This window comes from Actinoallomurus sp. NPDC050550, assembly GCF_040655075.1.
GTDB lineage: Bacteria > Actinomycetota > Actinomycetes > Streptosporangiales > Streptosporangiaceae > Actinoallomurus.
Genome location: NZ_JBFAJC010000057.1, coordinates 39,612 through 60,209, shown reverse-complemented (window position 1 = coordinate 60,209; position 20,598 = coordinate 39,612). Strand labels below are relative to the sequence as shown.

Annotated in this window: 18 protein-coding genes and 1 other RNA gene; 16 read left to right on the top strand and 3 right to left on the bottom strand. The window is 70.7% G+C overall.

Annotated features, from left to right (window positions below; all coding sequences use genetic code 11):
• Positions 1-178 precede the first annotated feature (178 nt).
• The 4 genes from AB0I04_RS45080 (at position 179) to AB0I04_RS45065 (ending at position 4,178) form a co-directional block, all read left to right on the top strand.
• Complete coding sequence (locus tag AB0I04_RS45080) at positions 179-1,177, top strand: LLM class flavin-dependent oxidoreductase (protein WP_360899393.1); 999 nt, start codon at positions 179-181, stop codon at positions 1,175-1,177.
• A gap of 127 nt (positions 1,178-1,304) precedes the next feature.
• Complete coding sequence (locus AB0I04_RS45075; protein WP_360899390.1) at positions 1,305-2,282, top strand: ATP-binding cassette domain-containing protein; 978 nt, start codon at positions 1,305-1,307, stop codon at positions 2,280-2,282.
• Positions 2,279-3,091 carry an ABC transporter permease gene (locus AB0I04_RS45070; RefSeq protein ID WP_360899387.1) on the top strand — a complete coding sequence of 271 codons (813 nt, stop codon included), beginning with the start codon at positions 2,279-2,281 and terminating at the stop codon, positions 3,089-3,091. The genes AB0I04_RS45075 and AB0I04_RS45070 overlap by 4 nt, the downstream gene beginning before the upstream one ends.
• A 133-nt stretch (positions 3,092-3,224) precedes the next feature.
• Positions 3,225-4,178, top strand: coding sequence for an Lrp/AsnC family transcriptional regulator (locus AB0I04_RS45065; RefSeq protein WP_360899384.1), 954 nt, complete (start codon positions 3,225-3,227; stop codon positions 4,176-4,178).
• Here AB0I04_RS45065 and AB0I04_RS45060 read toward each other — a convergent pair.
• A complete protein-coding gene (locus AB0I04_RS45060; protein WP_360899381.1) occupies positions 4,147-7,380 on the bottom strand; it encodes a BTAD domain-containing putative transcriptional regulator in 3,234 nt (1,077 codons plus the stop codon). The genes AB0I04_RS45065 and AB0I04_RS45060 overlap by 32 nt on opposite strands.
• 124 nt (positions 7,381-7,504) lie before the next feature.
• Positions 7,505-8,839, bottom strand: coding sequence for an NAD(P)/FAD-dependent oxidoreductase (locus AB0I04_RS45055; RefSeq protein ID WP_360899378.1), 1,335 nt, complete (start codon positions 8,837-8,839; stop codon positions 7,505-7,507).
• Between the two features lie 342 nt (positions 8,840-9,181).
• Here AB0I04_RS45055 and AB0I04_RS45050 point away from each other — a divergent pair, with 342 nt between their 5' ends.
• From AB0I04_RS45050 to AB0I04_RS44995, 12 genes are all read left to right on the top strand, one after another.
• On the top strand, positions 9,182-9,754 hold the full coding sequence (locus AB0I04_RS45050; protein ID WP_360899374.1) for a YbhB/YbcL family Raf kinase inhibitor-like protein: 573 nt from the start codon (positions 9,182-9,184) through the stop codon (positions 9,752-9,754).
• Positions 9,755-10,003: 249 nt separating this feature from the next.
• Positions 10,004-11,995: a hypothetical protein gene (locus AB0I04_RS45045; RefSeq protein WP_360899371.1), complete on the top strand. Its 1,992-nt coding sequence runs from the start codon at positions 10,004-10,006 to the stop codon at positions 11,993-11,995.
• A 468-nt stretch (positions 11,996-12,463) separates the two neighbouring features.
• Positions 12,464-12,979 (top strand): DUF6879 family protein, encoded by a 516-nt coding sequence (locus AB0I04_RS45040; RefSeq protein WP_360899368.1) that lies wholly within the window; start codon positions 12,464-12,466, stop codon positions 12,977-12,979.
• Entirely contained in the window at positions 12,960-13,862 is a 903-nt protein-coding gene (locus tag AB0I04_RS45035) for a DUF5753 domain-containing protein (RefSeq protein WP_360899365.1), read from the top strand. Before AB0I04_RS45040 ends, AB0I04_RS45035 begins: the two co-directional genes overlap by 20 nt.
• 101 nt (positions 13,863-13,963) lie before the next feature.
• Entirely contained in the window at positions 13,964-14,254 is a 291-nt protein-coding gene (locus AB0I04_RS45030; RefSeq protein ID WP_360899362.1) for a hypothetical protein, read from the top strand.
• A gap of 30 nt (positions 14,255-14,284) precedes the next feature.
• A complete protein-coding gene (locus AB0I04_RS45025) occupies positions 14,285-14,461 on the top strand; it encodes a hypothetical protein (protein ID WP_360899359.1) in 177 nt (58 codons plus the stop codon).
• 206 nt (positions 14,462-14,667) lie between these two features.
• Positions 14,668-15,327, top strand: coding sequence for a lytic polysaccharide monooxygenase (locus AB0I04_RS45020; protein ID WP_360899356.1), 660 nt, complete (start codon positions 14,668-14,670; stop codon positions 15,325-15,327).
• 125 nt (positions 15,328-15,452) lie between these two features.
• Positions 15,453-16,301 (top strand): metallophosphoesterase, encoded by an 849-nt coding sequence (locus AB0I04_RS45015; RefSeq protein ID WP_360899353.1) that lies wholly within the window; start codon positions 15,453-15,455, stop codon positions 16,299-16,301.
• Entirely contained in the window at positions 16,298-16,954 is a 657-nt protein-coding gene (locus AB0I04_RS45010) for a 4'-phosphopantetheinyl transferase superfamily protein (RefSeq protein ID WP_360899350.1), read from the top strand. The genes AB0I04_RS45015 and AB0I04_RS45010 overlap by 4 nt, the downstream gene beginning before the upstream one ends.
• A gap of 349 nt (positions 16,955-17,303) precedes the next feature.
• Positions 17,304-18,059 (top strand): hypothetical protein, encoded by a 756-nt coding sequence (locus tag AB0I04_RS45005; protein WP_360899347.1) that lies wholly within the window; start codon positions 17,304-17,306, stop codon positions 18,057-18,059.
• A 74-nt stretch (positions 18,060-18,133) separates the two neighbouring features.
• Complete coding sequence (locus AB0I04_RS45000; RefSeq protein ID WP_360899344.1) at positions 18,134-18,997, top strand: hypothetical protein; 864 nt, start codon at positions 18,134-18,136, stop codon at positions 18,995-18,997.
• Between the two features lie 122 nt (positions 18,998-19,119).
• Entirely contained in the window at positions 19,120-20,130 is a 1,011-nt protein-coding gene (locus tag AB0I04_RS44995; protein ID WP_360899341.1) for a pentapeptide repeat-containing protein, read from the top strand.
• 77 nt (positions 20,131-20,207) lie between these two features.
• Here the strand turns inward: AB0I04_RS44995 and rnpB are convergent.
• Positions 20,208-20,595: RNase P RNA component class A (gene rnpB / locus AB0I04_RS44990), an RNA gene on the bottom strand.
• Between the last annotated feature and the right edge of the window lie 3 nt (positions 20,596-20,598).

Genomic DNA, 20,598 nt, shown 5'->3' with positions numbered 1-20,598 from the left:
GGGGACGTTCATCACAGATCCTTCCGCGCCGCCGTTCCCGCGATCAGCAACCGCCACCTCCACGGCGTTGTCCCGGGAGAGCCATCGGCGATCGCCTGCGACAATCGGTGCGGCATCGGCCGAAACGGAGCATCTCCGTCGAATCGGGAGGGGCGCTTTGGCGACGACCGCGCGACCGTTGCGAAAGCTCGGTTTCCTGACCATCGGGTTGTTCGACGGAGCCGATCCCGGCCCGGGCCACGAGTCGACGCTGAACGTCATCGAGCTGGGCGAACGGCTCGGATTCGACAGCGCCTGGGTGCGCCACCGCCATCTGCAGTACGGCATCTCCTCCCCGGTCGCCGTCCTCGCGGCGGCCTCGCAGCGCACCAGCCGGATCGAACTGGGCACCGCCGTCATTCCCCTGGGCTGGGAGAACCCGCTGCGGCTGGCCGAAGACCTGGCGACGGTGGACCTCCTGTCCGGCGGCCGGCTCAACCCCGGCGTCAGCGTCGGGCCGCCCATGCACTTCGACCAGGTCAAGGGGGCTCTCTATCCCGACACCGCCGACGTCGAAGACTTCGGTTACGACCGCGTGCGGCGGCTGCTGGACTTCGTTCGCGGGGAACCGGTGACCCGGTTCAGCGGTACGGAGGGCTTCGAGGTGTTCTCCGACCGGGTCGAGCCGCATTCGCCCGGCCTGGCCGGCCGCCTTTGGTACGGCGGCGGAAGCCTGCGGTCGGCGCGATGGGCCGGCGAGAACGGCATGAACCTCCTGACCAGCAGCGTGGTGAAGGCCGAGGAGTCCGAGGACTTCGCCGAGATCCAGCTCTCCCACATCCGGGCGTTCCGCTCCCATCACCCCGACGGCGACCGTGCCCGCGTCTCTCAGGGGCTCGTCGTCATCCCCACCGACACCGCCTCGCTGGAGCAGCGCGCGAAGTACGAGGAGTACGCCCGGAAACGGACACCGCGTACGGCGGCTCCGCAGGGGCCGGCTCGGATGATGTTCGCGCCCGACCTCGTCGGCACCTCCTCCGAGATCGCCGAACGGCTGTACGCGCACGCCGCCTTCCGTGAGGTCGACGAGGTCGCCTTCGCGCTGCCGTTCGCCTTCGAGCACGAGGACTACGTCCAGATCCTCACCGACATGGCCACGAGGCTCGGCCCGGTGCTCGGGTGGAGCCCGCGCGCCTGAACCCACGGCTCCGCGGCGGGGGCTCTCAGCGAGCTGTCAGGGCATCTCAGGCTGATGTGCGTGGAATGTCAGGGCGATTCGCGACAGTGAGGTCATCACTTCACGTACCTCACGGGGAGAAGACTCCATGACTTACGCGATCCAGGCAGAGGGCCTGGTGAAGCGGTTCGGCGAGACGGTCGCCCTGAACGGTGTGGACCTCACGGCTCGCGCCGGCACCGTACTCGGCGTGCTCGGCCCGAACGGGGCGGGCAAGACCACCGCCGTCCGCATCCTCGCCACTCTGCTGCGGCCCGACGAGGGCCGCGCGCTCATCGACGGCCACGACGTCGTCCGGGAGGCCCACCAGGTCCGCCAGCTCATCGGCCTCACCGGGCAGTACGCCTCGGTCGACGAGATGCTGACCGGCACGGAGAACCTCGTCATGATCGGCCGTCTGCTGGGCCTGTCCCGGGCCGAGTCCAAGGCGCGGGCGGCGGAGCTGCTCGAACGGTTCGAGCTGTGGGACGCCCGCGACCGCGCGACCAAGACCTACTCCGGCGGCATGCGCCGCCGCCTCGACCTGGCCGCCAGCCTGGTCGGACGGCCGTCGGTGCTGTTCCTCGACGAGCCAACCACGGGCCTGGACCCGCACGCGCGCGGCGGCATGTGGAACACCGTTCGCGGCCTGGTCGACGACGGCGTGACCGTCCTGCTGACCACCCAGTACCTGGAGGAGGCCGACCAGCTCGCGGACGACATCGTGGTCATCGACAACGGCCAGGTGATCGCCAACGGGACGCCCGACCAGCTCAAGAACCAGGTCGGCGGGCAGGTGCTCCAGGTGCGGCCGGTGGACGAGCGGGACCGCGAGACGGTCGCCGGGCTGGTCAGCGTCGTGGTGGGCGAAGGAATGCAGGTCGAGGGCGACCTGGTCACCGCGCCCGTGACCGACCCGTCCGTGCTGCCGACCATCGTCCGCCGCCTCGACGACGCGGGCGTGGTCGTGGCCGAGCTCTCCCTGCGCAAGTCCACGCTGGACGAGGTCTTCCTCGTCCTGACCGGCCACCGCGCCGAGAGCACCGATGAAACCCCGGAACTCGTCACCGAAGGGAGCCGGGCGTGACCGCCTCCACCCTCACTGCACCCCGTACGCTGACGCGGCGCGTGAGTCCCGCCGCGACCCTGCGGCACACCGCGACGCTCGCCTGGCGCAGCCTGGTGCAGATCAAGCACAACCCGATGGAGCTGATCGATCTCAGCATCCAGCCGATCATGTTCGTGCTTCTGTTCACGTACGTCTTCGGCGGCCAGATGACCGGTGGTCATCCGGTGAAGTACCTGCAGTTCGCGCTGCCCGGCATCATCGCGCAGAACGCCATGTTCGCCACCATGAACACCGGCTTCCTGCTGAACACCGACATCACGAAGGGCGTCTTCGACCGGCTGCGAAGCCTGCCGATCGGGCGGATGGCGCCGCTGGCCGGCCGGATCGTCGCCGACACGGTCAAGCAAGCGTGGTCCATGGCGATCCTGCTCGCCGTGGGCATGCTCATCGGCTTCCGCGTCAAGACGAACGTCGGCGGCCTGCTCTTGGCGTTCCTGCTGGTGCTGGCGTTCGCCCTGGCCTTCTCCTGGATCGCGGTGCTGATCGGCGTCCTGGTCAGCGAGCCCGACAAGGTGATGATCTTCGGCTTCACGACGGTGTTCCCGCTCAGCTTCACGAGCACCGCGTTCGCGCGGGTCGACACGATGCCGGGCTGGCTGCAGGCCTGGGTCAAGATCAATCCGGTCACCCATCTCGCCGACGCGACCCGCGGTCTCATCAGCGGCGGCGCCGTCGCCTCCCCCGTGCTGAAGGCCGTGGTGTGGGGCGTGGGGATCGCCGTGGTGTTCGCGCCCTTGGCGGTGCGTGCCCTGCGCCGCCGTGTCTGAGACGGAACCCGAGCGCGGGCCTCGCACCGGCGGAGGCCCGCGCCCGTGTCCGCGCGTCCGATCGAAGACTCACCGAGCAGGGGCGGACGCCGCCGCCTCGTGATGGATACCGGCAGGCCGTTAGCGTGGCGCGGTGGATTCCGTCGACCGAGGTCTCATTCACGCACTGCACCTGGATGGCCGGGCGCCGTTCCGGACCATCGCCGAGGTGCTCGGCGTGTCGGAGAACACCGTGGCGCGCCGCTACCGGCGGATGCGCGGCGACGGCCTGCTGCGGGTGGTGGGCATGGTCAACGGCACCCGCCTCGGATACGTCCCCTGGACGATCAGGCTGCGCTGCACGCCGGACGCGGCCGGCAGGGTCGCCGAGGCGCTGGCCGCGCGGGAGGACACCTCGTGGGTGTACCTCCTGTCGGGCGGCACGGAGGTCTCCTGCAACGTGCAGGCGCGCAGCGCCGACGAGCAGGACGCTCTGCTGCTGCACAAGCTGCCGCGTACGAGCCGGGTCCTCGCCGTGTCGGCCCATCTGCTGCTGCGCGGGTTCGCGCTGCCGACCGGCTGGGCAGGCGTGGCCTGCCTCTCGCCGGAGCAGGTCGAGCGGCTCCGGCCACCGCCCGAGGATGTCGCCGACGGGCCGATCACGCTCGACGACGGCGACCGGGCACTGCTGGCCGCGCTGGCCCGTGACGGCAGGGCGTCGTACGCGGAGCTGACCTCGGTGACCGGCTGGTCGGAGACCACGGTGAAGCGGCGGATGACCGCACTGCGCCGCGCCGGGGTCCTCCTCTATCAGCTCGACGTCCCGCCCGCGGTGGTCGGCTTCCCCGCCGAGGCGCGGCTGTGGATGAGCGTCCGGCCGGCCAAGGCCGTCGAGACCGCCGAGGCGCTGGCGCTGCATCCGGAGGTCTCGTTCGCCGCGCTCACGACCGGCCCGACCAACCTCCTGGCGGCGGTCAACTGCCGCGACGCCGGGGATCTGGCGCGTTACCTCACCGAGCGGGTCGCCGCCCTCGACGAGATCCAATCGATGGAGACCGCGCCGATCATCCGCACCGTCAAGCGGGCGGGGGCGCTGCTCCTCGGGTGAGTCCGCCGGTGGTGATCGGCTCGATCGCCAGGTAGGCGGCGGCGTCCTCGAGCCCCATCGCGCGGCCGCGCGCGTACGCCGTGTCGAAGCGTTCGTCACCGAGGGCCTCTCGCGCCGCCTCCGCGATCCGGGGCGGGTCGGCCAGGGACCGGTCCTCCACGCCGCGTACGCCGATGGCGGCGCCGAGGAGCGTCGCAGCCCGCTCGTGGTCGCCGCCGCGGCCGGCGTGGTCGGCCAGGCCGACGATGGCCTGTCCGGCGACCGGCGCGTCGCCGGCGAACCACGCGGTCCGGAACGCCTCGACGTGTCGCTCGAGCGCCGTGTCGAGGTCGCCCTCCAGCCCGTGGATGAGGCCCAGCTGGGTGTTGATCATCGAGACGAACTGCGGCGGACCGCCGCTCCACGCGAGCATGGAGGCGTCCTCCAGCAGAGCCCGCGCTCCGGCCAGGTCGCCGCGGCGCCGGGCCGCCTCGGCAGTCGTGTACCGGACCATCGCGATGTCCCGATGGTCCCCGCGGCGTTCGGCTCCGCGCCGGGCGGCCTCCAGTTCCGCCTGGGCGGCGGTCTCGTCGCCGAGCGCCCGGTACGCGTCGGCCAGGCGCAGGCGCAGGTGGCTGGAGTCGTCGGGGCTGCCGAGCTCCAGCGAGCAGCGGAGGGCCTCTTCGATGTGGGCCTTGGCCGACATCGGGTCGCCCCGCCACAGCGCGATCTCGGCGAGCCCCGTCAGGGTCAGGGATGCCCCCCAGCGCTCCCCGAGCGCCCGGAACGCGTCGATCGCGCCGGTGAAGTGCTGGTCGATCCCCTCCACCCGGCCGAGGTTGATCAGTATGTGCCCGCGGAACATGTCGAAGGCCGCCCGGAGCCACGGGTCACGTACGTCACCGAGGCGGTCCAGGCCCGCGAGCGCCTCGTCGGTCCGCCCGTCGACCATCAGGAGACCCAGCGGAGCGATGCGGACGATGGGATGCATGTCCTCGGGGGGAAGGCCCGCGCAGCCCGCCAGGGCGGCCGAGATCCGCCGCCCGAGGTCCTCCTTTTCCCGCAGCAGGGGATCGTCGTCGACCGACCCGATCACCCAGAAGAGGGTGGCCAGGGCGAAGGCGTGGGCGGAAGCCTTCCCGGGCAGCGCGAGCGCGTCCCGGGCCAGCTGATGGCCCTCGACGCGCTGTCCGCGCAGGAACCAGAACCAGCCGAGGGCGGCGACGTAGCGGACGGCGAGTGCGGTGTCCTGGACCTCGATGGCCCAGCGCAGGGCGGAATGCAGGTTGTCGTACTCGGCGGTGAGGTGTTCGAGCCATCGCAACTGCTCCCGGGTGCGCAGCAACGGCTCGGCGGTCTCGGCCAACTGGAGGAAGTGGCGGGCGTGCGCGCGCCGCACTCTCGTGGCCTCGCCGGACTCGCCGAGCCGCTCGGCGCCGTACGCCCGGATCGTCTCGAGGACGCGGTACCGGCCCGTCCGGTCGACGCTGACGAGCGACTTCTCGACCAGCCCGGTGAGCGCGTCGAGCACGTCGAGCACGCCGCCGCCGCACACCTCCTCGACGCTGTCGAGGGTCGCGCCGCCCGCGAAGACCGAGATGCGCCGCAGCAGCGTCCGCTCGCCGTCGTCGAGCAGATCCCAGCTCCAGTCGACGACGGCCCGCAGGGTCTGGTGGCGCGGCAGCGCCGTACGGCTGCCGCCCGTGAGCAGGCGGAACCGGTCGTCGAGACGGTCCGCGACCTGGGTGGCGGTCATCGTACGGAGCCGGGCGGCGGCCAACTCGATGGCGAGCGGCATGCCGTCGAGACGGCGGCAGATGGCGAGCACCGCGGGCAGGTCCGTCTCGGCCGTGAAGCCGGGACGGACCGCCGTGCCCCGCTCGACGAACAGGCGGACGGCGGGATAGTCGAACGCCTCCCCGAGCGAGGTGACGCACCCGGGCCCGTAGGCGTCGGACGGGTCCTCCGGGGGGAAGGCGAGCGGCGGCACCGGCCAGAGGCTCTCGCCGGTGATGCCGAGGGCCTCACGGCTGGTCGCCAGGACGCGAACGCCGGGGCAGTCGGCGAGCACCCGGTCCACGAGGCGGGCGCAGGAGTCGATCAGGTGCTCGCAGTTGTCCAGCACGATCAGCAGTCGCTCGTCGGCGAGCGCGGCGACGAGCCGCTCGACGGGTTCGACGCTGGTGGGCGGCGCGCCGCGTACGCCGACGGTCAGCGCGGCCTCACGCAGGCCCAGCGTGCTCAGCAGCGCCTGCGGCACCTCGCCCGGGTCACCGACGGGGGCGAGCTCGATCAGCCGGACGCCGCCGGGCATGCGGTCGGTCAGGCGCGCGGCCGCCTCGATCGACAGCCGAGTCTTCCCGGCGCCGCCGGGGCCGGTGAGGGTGACGAGGCGGTTCTCCGCCAGCAGCTTCCCGACGCGTTCGATCTCCTCCTCACGGCCGATGAAGCTCGTGAGCCGGGCCGGCAGGTTGCTGCGGCCCCGCGACCGGGCGGGGGTCTGCTCGCCCCGGAGGATGGCGAGGTGGACCGCCTGCAGCTCGGGTGACGGATCCACGCCGAGCTCCTCGGCGAGCGTGCGGCGGGCGTCCTCGAACGTGGCCAGCGCGTCGGCCTGGCGGCCGGCGGCGGACAGCGCTCGCATGTACTGCGCGCGCAGGCGTTCGCGGAGAGGGTGCGCGGCGACCAGCACCTCCAGCTCGGCGGTGTCGGCGCGGCCGAGGAGCAGCAGCGTCTCGGAGTGGTCCTCGATGGCGCCGAGACGCTGCTCGGTGAGGCGGGACACCTGTCCTTGGGCGAAGTCGGCGTCGGCGACGTCGGCCAGCGCCGTCCCGCGCCACAGGCCGAGGGCCTCGGCGAGGGAGTCCGCCGCGCGCGCCGGGTCGTCGGCGAGGAGACGACGTCCGTGGGCGACGAGCCGGTCGAAGCGCCGCAGGTCGACCGCCTCGTCGTCGAGGACGAGCCGGTAGCCGGAGGGGTGGGACTCGATCACGGCGTCGGGCAGCGCGCGGCGCAGCCGGGAGATCAGGGACTGCAGCGCGTTCGGGGCGCCGGCCGGGGGATCGCCGCCCCACACGCCGCCGACCAGACGATCGGTCGTCACGACGCGGGGGGCGTCGAGCGCGAGCAGGATCAGCAGCGTGCGCAGGCGGGCACCACCGACCTCCACCGGCCGGTCGGCGTCATCGGTCACCTCGAGAGGGCCGAGCAACGAGATCCGCACGGGTCGATTCTCCCTTGTCCGTCCGGGGAGGCATCTACGTGAAGCGCGATATATCTCGATGAGTCTCCCACAAAAACGGCGGGCCGGCCTCTCGGCCGGCCCGCCGTCGACGGTGGAGCGAAGGTCAGGCGGCGCGATCCTGCCCGCTGGCCAGCCGGAACTCCGCGCGCGGCTGCTCGATGCCGCCGAGGGAGACGGTCTCGCGCCGGAAGAACAGCGCGAGCGTCCAGTCGGCCACCACCCGTACCTTGCGGTTGACGGTCGGCACCCGCGACAGGTGGTACGTCCGGTGCATGAACCAGGCGGCGAACCCGCGCAGCCGCACACCGTACACGTGGGCGACGCCCCGGTAGAGCCCCAGGCTGGCCACCGACCCGGCGTAGGAGTGCCGGTACGGCTTGCGCTCCTTGCCCCGGAGCGTGGCCACGATGTTGTCCGCGAGCCGCCTGGCCTGGCGTACGGCGTGCTGGGCGTTGGGCGCGCAGAACTCCCCGGGCCGGGTGAGGTCCGGGACGGCGCCGCAGTCGCCGGCCACGAAGGCGTCGTCGGCGCCCTCGACGGTGAGGTACTCGGTCGCGACGACGCGGCCCTGCCGGTCCAGGGGCAGGTCGGTGGAGCGGTTGAGCGGGTTGGGCTTGACCCCCGCGGTCCACACGAGCGTGCCCGCGTCGAACTCGGCGCCGTCGTCGAGCACGACGCGGCGGTCGACGGCGGAGGTCAGCCGCGTGTTCAGCCGTACGTCGATCCCCCGCCGACGCAGTTCGTCGACGGTGTAGCGGCCCATCCTGTCCCCGACCTCGGGCAGGATCCGGCCGCTGGCCTCGACGAGGACCCAGCGCATGTCCTCGGGGCCGAGGTCCGGGTAGTACGTCAGGGCGCCGCGCGCCATGTCCTCGAGCTCGGCCAGCGCCTCCACGCCGGCGAAGCCGCCGCCGACGAAGACGAAGGTGAGCGCGCTGCGGCGGACCTCCTCATCGGAGGTGGAGGCGGCGATGTCCAACTGCGCGAGCACGTGGTTGCGCAGGTGGATGGCCTCGGCGACGTTCTTGAACCCGATGCCGTGCTCGGCGAGCCCGGGGATCGGCAGCGTACGGGACACCGAGCCCGGCGCCATCACGATGAGGTCGTAGGAGATCTCGGTGGCCGGCCCGGAGATCGGGCGCACGGTGGCGACGTGCCGGGCGTGGTCGACGGAGACGACCCGCCCGTTCAGGATGCGCGCCTTGGGCAGCACGCGGCGCAGCGGCACCACGACGTGGCGCGCGGCCAGGTGGCCGGCGGCCACCTCGGGGAGGAACGGCTGGTAGGTCATGAACGACTGCGGGTCGACGATCGTGATCGTCGCCTCGTTCGACCGCAGGCGGCGCTGCAGGCGCAGCGCGGTGTACATGCCGACGTAACCGCCGCCGACGATGAGGATGTGGGGAGTGGTCCGGCTCGGATTCGGGCTCGTGGCCACGGAGGTTCTCTCCTCGGTTGATTTGTGAAGACTTTCACAAGCTATCGCATCGAACCGGACATACCGGCCGACCGCCTTGTGAAGATCAGCGAAACTTGACGGGGCGCCAAACTAACCGGGCTGTTCTGGTGTGAATCAGCTCATGTCTTCCGTACGCGGCCGACCGCCATCCACCGACCCTCCCCTTCGGGGCTCCGAACACGTCTAGGGTGAGCCGGACGCCCGGCGCCGATCCGCGGGTGAGGAGCGCCACATCGAGGGGTCCGCACGGCCCCCGATGCGGCGAATGCGCGGACGCCGGCCGGGCGCGGCGTACGATCGTCCCCCGGGAGCTGTGTATCGATGATGACCAGGTTGTGGCGGCCGGTGTGTCTGGCCGCCGTCGGAGTGCTGTCGCTGACGGGCTGCGGCCTCTTCGGGCATAACAAGATCATTCGGGGGAGCGTGGCCGAATCGATCACTGTGACCAGCCCGGCCTTCCGCGACGGCGCGCCGATGCCCGTCCGCTTCGCGTGCCCGCAGTACGGCGGCAAGGCCAAGACGCCGCCGCTGCGGTGGTCGGTCGCGCAGAGCGGCGTCGGATCCCTCGCGCTGATCATCGATGACCCCGACTCCCCCAGCGGCGCGTATGTCCACTGGGTGCTGTTCAACATCGACGCCACGGCGAACGAACTCCTGGAGAACACCACGCCGCCGCACTCCGAGCAGTCGATGAACACGACGCACAAGGGCGGGTACGCCCCGCCGTGCCCGCCGAAGGGCGAGGTGCACCGATACCGCTTTACCCTTTATGCGCTGAAGGAGAAGGTCCCGCTGAAGAACGGCGCGAGCCTGAGCGAGGCCCTCTCGGCGATCGCCGCCCGGACGATCGCGCGCGGCCGGATGTACGCGACATTCCGGGGAGCGGTGATGTGATGTCCTGAGAGACGGGCGTGCCGGACGCGTCAGGTGCGCGTCCCGCACCAGGGGCCACGGAGGCGAACGGACGGCGCTCGCGGGCCTCAGGGCAAGTAGGGTGAAACTAGATGTTCGCGAACCGTATGACAAGGGTCATAGCGGTCGGCAACAATCGGTCTAGCTCCTTGGGGGCCCCGGTGCCGGTGATCATGGGAAAAGGTCTCCGCGTCGGCGTCGACCGCTAGACCACGGCGTTGGGTGGTAGCTATGTGGGGTCTGATCGTTGTCCTCGGCCTGGTCGCGGTCGTCATACTCGTCGGGGTGCTGGTCGCCCTGGGGATGAGGGCGAGCCGATCCGGCGACGAGGACGACTGGATGTCCGACGAAGAGCAGCCCCGGGGCCGTCGCGCCGGCAGATCCCGCGGCCGCCGCGGTCAGGGTGACGAGTCGGAGGAGGATGCCTACGGCGGCAGCGACATGCGCGTGGCCGGCGCCCCCATCGCCCCCATCGCTCCCATGCCTCCGCAGCACCAGCTGCCCGCCGCGCCCATCGCCGGCCCCGGTGCCGGCCCGGCCCAGCTGCCGCCGCCGTCCCCGACCCCGGTCCCCGAGGCGCCTCCGCGGTCGAGCGATGAGATGGACGACGACGAGTACTGGTCGACCATCACCTTCGACAAGCCGAAGTTCCCGTGGCGGCAGGACGCCGGGCAGCCCTCCGAGGCGCGCGGTCAGGATCCCCTCGCCGGGCAGGTGCCGCAGCCGCAGCCGCTCGTGAGCGGGCCGCCCCAGGGCATGCCGCTGGCGGGCCCGCCGCCGCAGGACCCGCCGATCGACTCGCCGGCGCCGGAGACCCGGCCGCAGCCGGTCGTCCCGGCCCTCGACGACGCGCCCACGATGCTCGACACGCCGGCGACGCCGCTCAGCCCGCTCGACGTCCCGTCGGCGCTCGACGTTCCCTCGCGGGCGGGACAGACCGATCCCGGCGGCGCCATCCCGGCGTACGGCTCCGCCGACCAGAGCGGCGGCTTCGGCACGCCTGCGTACTCCAGCGAGCCGTCGCCCTACTCCAGCGAGCCGTCGCCCTACTCCAACGAGCCGTCCCCCTACTCGAGCGAGCCCTCGTACTCGAGTGAGCCCTCGTACTCCAGCGAGGCGTCCTTCCCGAGCGAGCCGTCCTACTCCACCGAGCACGCCTACGGCGGTGACCGCTCGTACGGCACGGACCCGGGGAGCGGATACGGCGACGACCCGCTGAACACCGGCGAGCGGTCGACCTTCGGCTCCTCGTCCCCTGCGGCGCCCACTCCGCCTCCCGCGCCGCCGGCGTCCTCTCCCCTGACCTCCCCGTCGCCGATGGCTTCCGCCGCCGGCGCGAGCGGGAGCGACGACGGCCCGGCCGTCCCGTCCGTCGACGATCTGCTCGCCAAGATTCAGCGCGAGCGCTCCGGAGGCACCGGCGCGGCATCGACGGGCTCGACCCCCGCGCCGTCCGCCGGCTTCGACCCGCTCACCGACCCGCTGGACACCGGGGAGCGCTCGTACGGCTCCTCCTCCACGAGCGGGGGCTGGTCGACGGGCTCCTACAGCACGAGCGGTTCGTCGTCGGAGTCCTACAGCGGGTCCTCCGGAGACTCCTACAGCTCCTCCTCGACGGGCTCCTACGGGTCGGACCCCCTGTCGGGCGGCTACAACGCGACCGGCGGCTACAGCACCGGGTCCTACGACAGCGGCTACGGCTCCACCGGCTCCTCCGAGGGCGGCTACGGCTCGACCGGCTCCACCGGTTCGTCCGACGGCGGCTACGGTTCGACCGGCTCGACCGGCTCGACCGACAGTGGCTACGGCTCCACCGGATCCCCGTCGTACGGCGGCGACTCCTCCTCGTACGGCTCGGGCGCCGGGCGCCAGGACGACCCGCTCGGCGGCGGGTACACCGGTTCGTCGTCGTCGGAGTCGTACGGCTCCTACGGGGCCGGCCGGGACAGCACCTCCTCCGGCGGCTACTCGAGCACGGGCGGCTACCAGACGCCCGGCTCGTCCTACGGCGACGGCTCGGGCTACTACGGGTCCGGATCCTCCACGCCGGGGCAGGGCTACGACCCGGCGTCCTCGACCCCCGGGGCCGGGCAGCCGTCCGACGACCCGAACGCGACGCAGGCCTACCCGAGAAGCCCGTACGGCACCTCGTACGGCGACCGGAAGAACGACGAGCAGCACCCCGACGGCTGGGGATCCTACGGCGGCAACAACAAGGGCTGACGCCGCACAGCGAAGAGGCCGTGGGCCCCGTGGTTCGTGAGAACCACGGGGCCCACGGCCTTTCGCATGCGGGGGGTCGCCATCGCCTCCCGGCGGCCGGTGCCGGGAGACAGGTCTTCCCCGGGATATAAGGATCCCGCCGGGGATCGGTTGGACTCCAATCCGATTGCGTGGCAATCTCTTGACCGGTTCATCACTCTGCGTGGACCTCCCATGTACGCTCCGTACACAGCATCGGACTCAGGAGGACAGCCATGTCCCTAAGATTCGTCGGGATCGATCCATTCACTAACGGGGATAACTGCCCCACCGTCTGGGTCGACGAAGCGACCAGCGAGATCGTCATCCAAGGCTGGACCGCCGACCCGGATACTCGGAGGGAATGCCTGGCGACCGGCCCGATACCCGACCACGAGACGGTGCTGCGGCTACCGGCGCGAATGGCACCGATCCTAAAGGAGGCGTGCGATGTCGCCGGAGGTCCCATCGTTCAGTGACCTGCTGGCCGAGTGCGACGAGTCGGCCGTCCACCTGGAGATGCGGGACGGCTACACGCCCTCCGACCCCGTCTTCCTCGACTGGAAGGCGGGAGTGCGGATCGACGGGGCGAAGCGCTACCCAGAGTGGTTCGGCCTGGTCCGCGCGACGGCCGCCCGTGGTGTCCAGATCCGGCGAGTCCGTATCGTGTCGGAACCACTGGCGGACTTCATCCGTTTCGAGTACGACGTAACAGAAGGGCTGAACGTCGCGGCCGGCGAGCAGGTACGGTGGCTGTCTCGTCGGCGGGCGTCGGATCTGGCCCTGCCGGGCAATGACTTCTGGGTCTTCGATGGCCGGATCGTCCGATTCGGTTACTTCGCCGGTGACGGGGAATTCGTCGGCCACGACGTCTGGGAGGATCCTGACGTGGTGAAGCTATGCACCTCCGCCTTCGAGGCGGCCTGGGAGCGGGGGGTCGATCACGATGACTATCGCCCTGTCTGAGCGGCCCCGACCACCGCGGAGAACGGCCCTGCCCACGACCTCACCGTCGTCGTCCGTCCAGGCGGCCCGTCAGGCCATCGCCGACCGGCTGCGAGAGCTCAGGGTCGACGCGGGCCTGACCGCCAAGGCGCTCGCCGCCGCCGCCGAGTGGAACCGCACCAAGGTCTCCAAGATCGAGCACGCCTCCCGGCCGCCGTCCGCCGACGACATCCGCCGCTGGTGCACCGTCTGCAAGGCCGACGACGAGGCCACCGACCTCGTGGCCTCGCTGCGTGCCGTCGAGGGCGCCTACGTCGAGTGGCGCCGCCTCCAGCGCACCGGCCTGCGCCGGCTCCAGGAGTCGCGCGTGCCGCTGTACGAGCGGACCCGCAACTTCCGGGTCTACTGCTCGCAGGTCGTGCCCGGCCTTTTCCAGACCCCCGCCTACGCCGGCGCGCTGCTGTCGGCCATCACGACCTTCCATGGCACGCCCAACGACGTGGAGGAGGCGGTGACCGCCCGGATGGCCCGCTCCCACGTCGTACGCGACGGCGACCATCGGTTCGCCGTGCTCGTCGAGGAGGCGGTGCTCCGCTACCAGGTCGGTGGCCCCGACACGATGGCCGGGCAGCTCCACCACCTGCTGGACACCATGGCGCTGCCGTCGGTGTCGCTCGGCGTGATCCCCTTCGAGCACGGCGGCCGCCGGATCTGGACCCTGGAGGCCTTCAACATCTTCGACTCCGAGCGGGTGTCGGTGGAGCTCCTGTCGGCGGCGGTGACGGTCACCACCCCCGGCGAGGTGGAGCTCTACACCAAGGCGTTCAGCGAGCTGACCGAGATGGCGGTCTTCGGCACGGAGGCTCGGGCACTGATCTCCGCCGCGATCGACGCCCTCGACTGAAGTCCGCGTGCCACACTTGGGCACACTCCTCGCGCACAGCGGCCCGGCGATTTTACCGTCACGGCAGGCGGCCAAGATCCCCCCGCGATGAGGAGACGGACATGGGCGAGGAGACCGTCACCGCGTTAATCTTCCGGCACCTCCGTGAGCTCCGCGGCGCTCTCGACCAAGCCGGTTTCGAGACCACTCTCGACCATCCCAACGGCGCGTCCCCCTATCTCCGGGCCACCAACCGGCACGCGCCCGTCATGTCGGAGACGATCCGCTGCGAGCACCACATCGTCGACGGCGACGCGTACTGGTTCTTCTACTCCTGGGGTCAGCCGATCTGTCCGGCGGTGGACAAGGCATTAGCGGCCCGGGAGATCAGTCGTGTCATCGGGAACCGCTGAAGACCGCTCACTCCCCTACCGGACGGACACATGAGCTACGACCAGGAACTGACAGAGTTCCGGCGAATCCTCGACGAGATGACCGTCGTCGGACACCTCCGCCGCGACGCCGAACTCGCCGAGTTGCACCGGCTGATCCAGCGCTACCCGGACGAGGCACGCGAGATCTGCGCGAAGTCCGGCGGTGCGTATGACAAACCCGCGTGAACGATCCGACGGATCGGGCCCACGCGCACGGACCGGGCCGCGGTGGCGGTGACCATGCCCCGCCTCCGCGGCTCAACCATGTGCGACGCCCTCCGGCATCGTGAAAGTTTCAGGCGTAAAGTTCGGCAACTCCACTTGTCAGGTTAACATCGGTGATCAGGTGCGCTCCCACCGTTCGATCTGTCCCCCCGAGACGGAGAACGCGCATGCACCACCGAGGTACCCGCCGGGCGCTCCGCGTCCTGACGCTGCTGTCCGCAGCCGTACTCTTCCTGGCCCCCTGGGCCGACGCGGCCTTCGCCCACGGCTCGGTCGTCGACCCGGCCTCCCGCAACTACGGCTGCTGGCTCCGCTGGGGAAGCGACTTCCAGGACCCCAAGATGCAGCAGGAAGACCCCATGTGCTGGCAGGCGTGGCAGGACAACCCGAACGCCATGTGGAACTGGAACGGCCTCTACAAGAACGGCCTGGCCGGTAACTTCCAGGCCGGGCTCCCGGACGGGCAGCTCTGCAGCGGCGGCCTGACCGAGAGCGGCCGGTACCGTTCCCTGGACGTCCCCGGCGCGTGGAAGACGACCGACGTCCACAGCACCTTCTCGATCCACCTGCTGGACCAGGCCCACCACGGCGCGGACTACATCCTCGTCTACGTCACCCGCCAGGGGTACAACGCCCTCACCCAGCCCCTGCGCTGGAGCGACCTCGAGCTGGTGCGCAAGACGGCCAAGTACGCGCCGGGCGGCGACTACATCGTCGACAACCTCAGCGCCCCGGGCCGTACGGGCCGCCACGTCGTCTTCACGATCTGGCAGGCCTCGCACATGGACCAGGCGTTCTTCTTCTGCAGCGACGTCAACTTCACCTGATCCCCCATCGCGGCACGCCCGGTCCCCGCGCCGACGGGGACCGGCGTACTCCCGGCAGGCGCGGCCCGTGACCCGTATCGGTCAACGCAAGATTCCCTTGAGAGGCCGCACGTAGCATCACCAATGTGATCACCACGCCGGAGAACGGTCCGCGTCTTCTCGCCATCAGCGACCTCCACGTCGCGTACCCGGAGAACCGGAAACTGGTGGAGGAGCTACACCCGTACTCCGGTGACGACTGGCTGCTCGTCGCCGGCGACGTCGGTGAGAACCTCGACGACATCGAATGGGCGCTCGACACGCTGCGCCGGCGCTTCGCGACCGTCGTGTGGACGCCCGGCAACCACGAGCTGTGGACCCCGCGCGGCGACACGACCGGGCTGCGCGGCGAGGACCGCTACCGGCGGCTGGTCGAGCTCTGCCGCGGCATGGACGTCCTCACGCCGGAGGATCCGTACCCGGTCTGGGAGGGCCCCGGCGGCCCGGCCGTGATCGCACCGCTCTTCCTGCTGTACGACTACACGTTCCGCCCCGAGGGCGCCGCCACCCAGGAGGCCGCGCTCGCGCAGGCGTACGCGGAGGGCATCGTCTGTACCGACGAGATCTTCCTGCATCCGGACCCGTACCCGAACCGCGAGTCCTGGTGCCGGGCCCGGCTGACGGCGACCGAACGACGGCTCGCGGAACTCGACCCGGAACTGCCGACCGTGCTGGTGAACCACTATCCGCTGGTACGGGAGCCCACCCGCGTCCTGCGGTTCCCGGTGTTCGCCCAGTGGTGCGGCACCGTGCACACCGCCGACTGGCACGTACGCTTCCGCGCCGCCGTGGCCGTCTACGGTCACCTGCACATCCCGCGGACCACCCACTACGACGGCGTACGGTTCGAAGAGGTCTCGGTCGGCTACCCGCGCGAGTGGCAGAAGCGCCCGGTGAAGCCGGCGCTACGGCAGATCCTTCCGGCGACCTCGTGATCGAGGAGTTGCTGCCGCCGGAAGCGGCGGCCGAGGAGACGTACGGCGACGCGCCCGCGACGACCCTGTTCCCCGAAGAAGAGGCACTGCTCGCCCGCGCCGTCGACAAGCGCCGCAGGGAGTTCACGACCGTACGGGCCTGCGCGCGGGCGGCCCTCGCGCGACTCGACGTCGCCCCGGCACCCATCCTCCCGGGGGAAAGCCGCGCCCCGATCTGGCCGGCCGGAATCGTGGGCAGCATGACCCACTGCGACGGTTACCGGGCGTCCGCCGTCGCCCGTGCCCGGGACCTCCTGACGATCGGCATCGACGCCGAACCCAACGGCCCGCTGCCGGACGGCGTACTGGAAGCCGTCTCCCGCCCCGAAGAGCGCGCCTGGCTGGCCGACCTGCTCGCCGCGGAACCCGACGTACGGTGGGACCGCCTGCTGTTCAGCGCGAAAGAGTCGGTCTACAAGGCGTGGTTCCCGCTGACCCGCCGCTGGCTGGGCTTCGAGGGCGCGAGCGTCACGGTGGACCCCGAGGCCGGCACGTTCGCCGCCGCGCTGACCGTCACACCGCCGGAGGTCGACGGCCGCCCGCTGACCGGTTTCACCGGCCGCTGGCTCGCCCACGACGGCCTCATCGTCACCGCCATCGCCGTCACCCGCTAATTCGACCGGTCCGGGTTCAGCCACCGCGATGCGCGTCCCTGTTGGTCGCCGGATGCCCGGACCGTTTCGAGGAGGCGGGCCTTCAGCGGCGCGGGAATGGCGGCGATGTCCCGCGCGTCCCGCAGAACCGTATCCAGGGCATCCGTTTCTGACATGAATCAGGACTACGATCTCTCAGAACCCACTGGTCAGCCACGCCGTCAACAAGATGGCCTTCTACCTGGAGTGTATTATGCACCACCCCTTGCATCGGTCACTCCGATTGCCGACCACATTTGTAGCGCTCGCCGCGTTTCTCATGGACGGATTGGACCCCGAAGACCCGGATGTGTGGAGCTACGCTTCGTGGATGGACAGGGGCGGAGACCTTTTCTGCGGGGACATCAGTTCGAGCCTTCTCGGCGAGCCACCCGGTAGCGACGATCCACGGATCCTGTGCGGGGAACTGTGTTACAGCTTTCAACCGCTTGAAATCCTTCCGTTCTGCTGGAACGGTGGCGACGGGTTGCATTACGGGTGGGCGGTGCTCGCTCCAGAACTGGATGCCGAGGACCACGTGTGCGTATCGTTCGCCCCGGGCGATGACCAGGCATTCTGGCTCGGCGATAACACGAGAGAGGCGTTGGAGAACCTTCTCGTCGGGGCAATGGCGAATTGGACGACGTGGGGGCGCGAGCAGGGACTGGCCTCGCCCGCCGAGGACGCCCGCTGGGCAGCGGTATGCCACGCCCTCGACCTGCGCCCGGATATCGGCTCAGCGCGGATCTCGCCGGGGGCCCGCTCAAAGCAGGCGATCCGTCCGCAGGTTCCCCCAGGATGGCGGTATGAATCGACCGATGACGGCATCGGCGTACTCGCACAGGCTTCGGCATTCGCGCCCGGCACCGTGCGGGTCGACCGCCCGTGGGACGTCGATGAGTACCTGCCGCGGGCCCGGCGATTTCTCACCGACGGGTATCCCGCCTCGGCGCTATGCGTGCTCAAATCTCTGATGTCGTACGACCGCGCGACCGTACAATTGATGCGCGAAGCATACGAACAACTCGGACGCGAACTCCATGCCGAACGCGCCGAACTCTGGCTCCGACTACACCCATCGGATTGATCACCCTGCTGAACCTCACCCGGATCCGTCGTCCTCGGGAGCGGACAAGCTCGGACCGTACGTAGGCTCAGGGGGTGATCTGGAGTCTTCTCGGGGCGATCTCCGCGGCCGTGTGTTTCGGCACGGCGAGTGTGTTGCAGGCGTTGGCGGCGCGCACCGCGCCGGCGAGCACGGGCGTCGACCCCCGCCTACTGGTCCGCCTGGTACGTCGGCTTCCGTTCGTCCTCGGTATGGGCCTGGACCTCTTGGGCTTCGCCGCCGAACTGGCCGCGTTGCGGTCGTTGCCGCTGTTCGTGGTGCAGGCGATGGTCGCCGGGAACCTGGCGGTGACCGCGGTGGTCGCGGCCCGGGTCCTGCACTTCCGGCTGGCGGTGCGAGAGTGGGCCGCCGTGGCGGTGGTGTGCGCCGGCCTGGCTCTGCTGGGGCTGGCCGCCGGGCACGAGAACCCGACGGCGGTGAGCCTGACGTTCCGGATGGCACTGCTCGGATGTGTCGCCGTGATCGCCTTGGTCGGGGTCGCGGCGGGGCGGCTGCGCGGGGCGGTCAGGTCCGCGGTGCTCGGCCTGATCGCCGGACTGGGCTTCGGCCTGGTGGCCATCGGCGCACGCGTGCTGGTGAGCCTGTCTCCGCTCGATCTCCTGCGCGACCCGGCGACGTACGTCGTGGCGGGCGGCGGGCTGGTGGCGTTCCTGTTCTTCGCCACCGCGCTGCAACACGGCTCGGTGACCACGACCACCGCCGCGATGGTCGTCGCCGAGACCGTCGTGCCCGCGCTGGTCGGGGTCCTCCTTCTCGGCGACGGCACCCGTCATGGGTACGCCTGGAGCGCCGTGCTGGGATTCGTCATCGCCGTCGGCGGCACACTCGCCCTCGCCCGCTTCGGCGAACCCGCCACCGAGCCCGACGAGGCGAGACCTTCCTCAGTGCGCCTTCAGTGAGCCCGCATCAGGCCGGGCACGGTTCACTGCGCCCCAGGTGGTTCGTTGGTGATGGACTTCCGCGAGCGGTGTCTCACCGAAGACGGGAAGATACCGGACAGCAGCGCGGAGAGGATGACCGGGTGCGGGTGTTCAACAAACGGTTCGCCACGGCGACAAGGCGGCTCGGACACGCCGAGACCGCGGTGCGGCTGGCCGGGGTGTACGCGCTGGCCGGTCTGGCCGACGATTGGCAGGACGGCCGACAGACCTGCATCGACGAGCTGTGCGCCTACCTGCGGATGCCCTACGAACCTCACCCGGAGGTCGGCCCCCCGGCCGCCGAACAGCTGGCGTTCGGCGGCAGCCAGGAGGTACACCACACCGTCATCTCGATCATCACCGCGCACCTGCGCGACAACGCTCGGGTCTCCTGGCGAGGCCATGACTTCAACTTCACCGGTGTCCGCTTCGACGGAGGCGACTTCAGCGGCGCGGAGTTCTCCGGCGGCACCGTCGACTTCCGCGACGCCGTGTTCTCCGGCGGCACCGTCGACTTCGCCGGCGCCGTGTTCTCGGGCGCCACCGTCGACTTCACCGGCGCCAGGTTCTCCGGCGCCTCCATCGACTTCACCGGCGCGACGTTCTCCGGCGGCCCCGTCCACTTCGTCGCAGCGGTGTTCTCCGGCGGCACCGTCCATTTCGGCGACGCGGTGTTCTCCGGCGCCACCCACTACTTCATCACCGCGGTGTTCTCCGGCGCCTCCATCGACTTCACCGGCGCGACATGCTCCGGCGGCGCCCTCGACTTCACCGGCGCGGAGTTCTCCAGCGGCACCGTCCACTTCACCGGCGCGGCGCTCTCCGGCGGCATCATCGACTTCATCGGCGCGGAGTTCTCCGGCACCACCGCCCACTTCAACGACGCGACGTTCTCCGGCGGCACTCTCGACTTCACCGACGCGACATTGTCCGGCGGCACCCTCCAGTTCGCCGACGCGGAGTTCTCCGGCACCACCGTCGTCTTCACCGGCGCGAAGTTCTCCGGCGGCACCGTCGACTTCACCGACGCGACGTTCTCCGGCCGCCGGGGCGGCCTCGGTAAGGACATCGCCACGGATCCGCCCGTGGGGCTACTGCTGCCTCCCGCATAGCCCTCGCGAGATCACGTGCCGATGTGCCCTGAGCAGGGCGCCTGACGTGCTGCGCCCCTGGTCAGGGGCGTGGATGACGGACGAGTCGGCCTGTAGGCCGGGTTCTGTGCCTCCGCTTTCGCGGAGCGACGGTCATCCATCTAGGGCCGCCGTTGCCGGCGGCCTCGAGCGGTCTACCCGCAGGCCTCGGGCGGGCCGCCCTCGAACGCCTGCGCGGGCCCGCCGGGGCGGGCCCTTCTTGACCTTGCTCCGGGTGGGGTTTGCCGAGCCGCCCCAGTCACCTGGGGCGCTGGTGGTCTCTTACACCACCGTTTCACCCTTACCTCCGGCATGCCGGAGGCGGTCTGCTTTCTGTGGCACTTTCCCGCGGGTCGCCCCGGGTCGGCGTTACCGACCACCCTGCCCGGTGGAGCCCGGACCTTCCTCGTCGGAGCAGAGCTCCGACGCGACCGTCCGGCCGACTCGTCC